Origin of the sequence: Deinococcus pimensis DSM 21231 (assembly GCF_000519345.1) — a bacterium.
GTDB classification, from domain to species: domain Bacteria; phylum Deinococcota; class Deinococci; order Deinococcales; family Deinococcaceae; genus Deinococcus_A; species Deinococcus_A pimensis.
Genome location: NZ_KI912637.1, coordinates 97,427 through 101,119, shown reverse-complemented (window position 1 = coordinate 101,119; position 3,693 = coordinate 97,427). Strand labels below are relative to the sequence as shown.

The window sequence follows — 3,693 nt, the reverse complement described above, 5'->3', positions numbered from 1 at the left end:
GAGGGGGCTCAGGGGGATGACGCGTGCGTTCGCCACGCGCAGCGCGCGAGCGAGGTGGTAGGGCGTGCCGCTCCACGTGCGGACGTCGCGGATGTCGCTGGGGTGCGCGATGGCGATCTTCAGCCCTGAGAGCATTTCCTCCAGGGTAGGCGCGCTCCCGGGAGGCTCGAGGAACACCTCACATTCGTGGGGAAAAGAGTGAGGGCGACCGGATTCCTCCGGTCGTCCCCGCCCGCGCGAGGTCAGTCCGCCGCGACGGCCCCGTGCTTCTCGCCCTCGGCGATGACGCGTTCCTGCCCCCGTCCGCCGAGACGGCGCTCGGGCAGCAGGACCACCACGAGCAGGCCGAGCGCGGCGAGCGCGAACGCCACGAGGAAGATCTCCTGCACCGCGCCGGCGAGCACGCCGCGCAGCGCGCTCAGGATGCCCGCGAAGACGTCCGCGCCGAGCAGACCCGTCACGGCGCCCTGCACCTGCGCGAGCGCGTCGGGGCTGGTGAGCAGCTGCGGGCTCGACACGGCCTCCTGGAGCTGCCCGGGCAGGGTCCGCGCGGCGGGCGGCAGGGCCGAGCCGAGGTCGCTCGCGACGCGGGTGGTCATGAGGGTCCCGAACACCGCGACGGCGAGGGTGCCGCCGATCTGACGGAAGAACTGGTTCGCGGCGGTGGCCATGCCGAGCTGCTCGCGCGGGGTGGCGTTCTGCACGGCGAGCGTGAGCAGCGAGTTGACGGGTCCCATGCCGAGGCCCAGCAGGACCATCACGAGGATCGCCTCCCAGGTGGGGGTGTTCACGCCGAGACGGCTGGTGAGGAGGAGCGCGGCGGCGGTCACGGCGACGCCGCCCACGATGAGGTGCTTGTAGCGGCCCGTGCGGGACACGATCTGACCCGCGACGGTGCTGGTCGCGACGAGGCCCAGCATGAGGGGCGCGAGGACGGCGCCGCTGCCGCTCGCGCTGCTCGCCTTGATGCCCTGCATGTACAGCGGCAGGTAGAGGATGGCGGCGTTGAGCCCGGCGGTCATCAGGAGGCCCGTGACGTTCGCGACGGCGAAGGTGCGGTCGCGGAAGAGCCGCAGGTCGAGGACGGGCCGGGTGGCGCGCAGCTGACGCCAGGCGAAGGCCACGCCGAACACCACGGCGGCGACGAAGAGCCCCACGACGCGCGCGGACGTCCAGGGGTAGGTGCTGCCGCCCCAGCTCAGCGCGAGCAGCAGCGGCACGACGCTCAGGGCGAGCAGCGCGGAGCCCGCCACGTCGAGGCGTCCGCCGTTGGGGTTGCGGGCGGCGCGGATGTAGCGCGCGATGATCACGAAGGCGAGGACGGCGAAGGGCAGGTTCACGAAGAACACCCAGCGCCAGCCGAGGTGGTCGGTGAGGAAGCCGCCGACGAGCGGCCCGACGACGCTGGAGACGCCCCACACGGCGCCGGTGTAGCCCTGGTAGCGGCCGCGCTCGATGGGGGTGAAGATGTCGCCGATGGTGGCGAAGGCCATGCTCATGAGGGCGCCGCCGCCGAGGCCCTGCAGCGCGCGGAAGAGGATGAGCTGCTCCATGCTCTGCGAGAGCCCGATGAGGACGCTGCCGAGGGAGAACACGACGATCCCGGCGAGCAGGACGGGCCGCCGTCCGATGGTGTCGCTGAGGGTGCCGACGACCGGCACGACGACGGTGGACGTGAGGGCGTAGGCGGTGAAGGCCCAGGCGTAGAGGTGGAAGCCGCCGAGGTCACTGATGACGCGCGGCATGGCGGTGCCGACGACGGTGAGGTTGAGGGACGCGAGGAAGAGCACCGTGAGGATGCCCGCGAAGGCGAGCATCTTGTCGCGGTGCGGGAGGGTGAGGGCGTCAGGCACGCTGCATCTCCTGAGGTTGGCGCTCGGCGCCGAGTTCGGCTTCGAGGCGGGTGAGGGCGACGATGGCGTCGTGGACGGTGTCGTCCGCGACGTGGGCGAGGTACCCGGCGAGGAGGCGCGCGGCCTCCTCGCGGCGGCGCGCGTCGAGCGCGAGGCCCGCGTCGGTGAGGCGCAGGGGGCTGCGCCGGAGGTCGCTGGGGTCGCCGCCGCGCTCCACGAGGCCGAGCTCCACGAGCCGCGCGACGAGGCGCGTGACGGTGGGCGCGGGCAGGTGCTGGCGCGCGGCGATGCGTCCGGGGCTGTCGTCGCCGCTGGAGATGGCGGACAGCACGAGGAGCTCCTTGAGGTTGAGGCCGAGCGCGGCCCCCATGGGCTCGTCGAGGACGGCGTACATGGCGCGTCCGAGGCGCAGGAGACGGCGGACGAGATCGAGTTGTTCGGGATGGGCGCCGTTCATGATCAACTGAAACTATTCCATCTGGAAGCTTCTCGTGGTGGCGCGCGCCTCAATTGGCCGTTCATCCTTCACGGATTCCGGGTATATACTGCTCGGGCGTCACCGGGGGTGCCCGCGCGAAGAGCGCCGGGCTGAGAGAGACCCCAAGAACCTGATCCAGTTCATGCTGGCGGAGGGAGCGTGACCGCGCCGAGAGGCGCACCGCGAACCACACCCTCCCCTTTGTGACGCAAAGGGGGCCCACTCATGCGTACCCGATTCACCGTCCCGCTCTGCGGCCTGCTCCTCGCCGGGGCCGCCCACGCCGCCGACCTCACCGTCGTCACCCACGACTCCTTCGACGTGGACAAGAAGCTCGTCGCCGCCTTCGAGAAGGCGAACGGCGTCAAGGTCAGGCTCGTCAAGGCGGGCGACGCGGGCGCCATGCTCAGCCGCCTGATCCTCACGAAGGCCGCGCCCATCGGCGACGTCGTCTACGGCCTCGACAACACCCTCGTGGGCCGCGCGAAGGCCGAGGGCATCCTGGAGCCCTACAGGAGTCCCCTCGCGAGGAACGTGCCCGCGCGTCTGCGCATCGACGACGGCACCCTGCTCAACACCGTCGACTACGGCTACGTCACCCTCAACTACGACAAGGCGTGGTTCGCGTCGCACAAGCTCGCGCTGCCCCGCACCCTCGACGACCTCACGAAGCCCGCCTACCGGGGGCTCCTCGTCGTGCAGAACCCCACCACCAGCAGTCCCGGCCTCGCGTTCATGCTCGCGACCGTCCGGGCCCTCGGACCCGAGAAGGCGTGGACGTGGTGGAAGGCCATGCGCGAGGGCGGCATGAAGGTCACGCGCGGCTGGAGCGACGCGTACTACACCGACTTCACCCGCGCGGGCGGAAAGTACCCCATCGTCGTGAGCTACGGCACCAGCCCCGCCGCCGAGGTCTTCTACAGCGAGAAGAAGCTGGGCACCAGCCCCACCGCGAACCTCGCCCTGCCCGGCGCGAGCTTCCTCCAGCTCGAAGGCGTGGGCATTCTGAAGGGCACGAAGCAGCCCGCGCTCGCGCGGAAGTTCGTGGACTTCATGCTCTCGCCCGAGGTGCAGGCCGACTTCCCCACCCGCATGTGGGTCTACCCCGCCCGCGAGGGCGTGAAGCTCGCGCCCGTCTTCGCGCAGGCGCAGGTGCCGAACAACGTCGCCACCTTCACCCCCGCCGAGATCACGCGGGACGTGAAGGCGTGGACGGACACGTGGACGAAGGTGGTGCTGCGCTGACCACGCCGCGCGCCAGGACCCTGGGGTGGCTCCTCGCCCTCCCGGCCCTGGCGCTCGTCGCGGCCTTCCTCGTCGCGCCGCTCGCGCGCCTGCTGCTCGCGGGCGGCGTCGAGTGGC

Annotated in this window: 3 protein-coding genes and 1 riboswitch; of the genes, 1 reads left to right on the top strand and 2 read right to left on the bottom strand. The window is 71.4% G+C overall.

What is annotated here, in order from left to right; translation table 11 throughout:
- Positions 1–242 precede the first annotated feature (242 nt).
- Together DEIPI_RS29815 and DEIPI_RS0109185 are read right to left on the bottom strand one after the other, a co-directional pair.
- Positions 243–1,853 carry an MDR family MFS transporter gene (locus DEIPI_RS29815; protein ID WP_425387843.1) on the bottom strand — a complete coding sequence of 537 codons (1,611 nt, stop codon included), beginning with the start codon at positions 1,851–1,853 and terminating at the stop codon, positions 243–245.
- Positions 1,846–2,310: a MarR family winged helix-turn-helix transcriptional regulator gene (locus DEIPI_RS0109185; protein ID WP_027481594.1), complete on the bottom strand. Its 465-nt coding sequence runs from the start codon at positions 2,308–2,310 to the stop codon at positions 1,846–1,848. The genes DEIPI_RS29815 and DEIPI_RS0109185 overlap by 8 nt, the downstream gene beginning before the upstream one ends.
- Positions 2,311–2,404: 94 nt before the next feature.
- A riboswitch (TPP riboswitch) is annotated at positions 2,405–2,506 on the top strand.
- A gap of 50 nt (positions 2,507–2,556) precedes the next feature.
- Here DEIPI_RS0109185 and DEIPI_RS0109180 point away from each other — a divergent pair.
- Positions 2,557–3,576: a thiamine ABC transporter substrate-binding protein gene (locus tag DEIPI_RS0109180; protein ID WP_027481593.1), complete on the top strand. Its 1,020-nt coding sequence runs from the start codon at positions 2,557–2,559 to the stop codon at positions 3,574–3,576.
- Positions 3,577–3,693 lie beyond the last annotated feature (117 nt).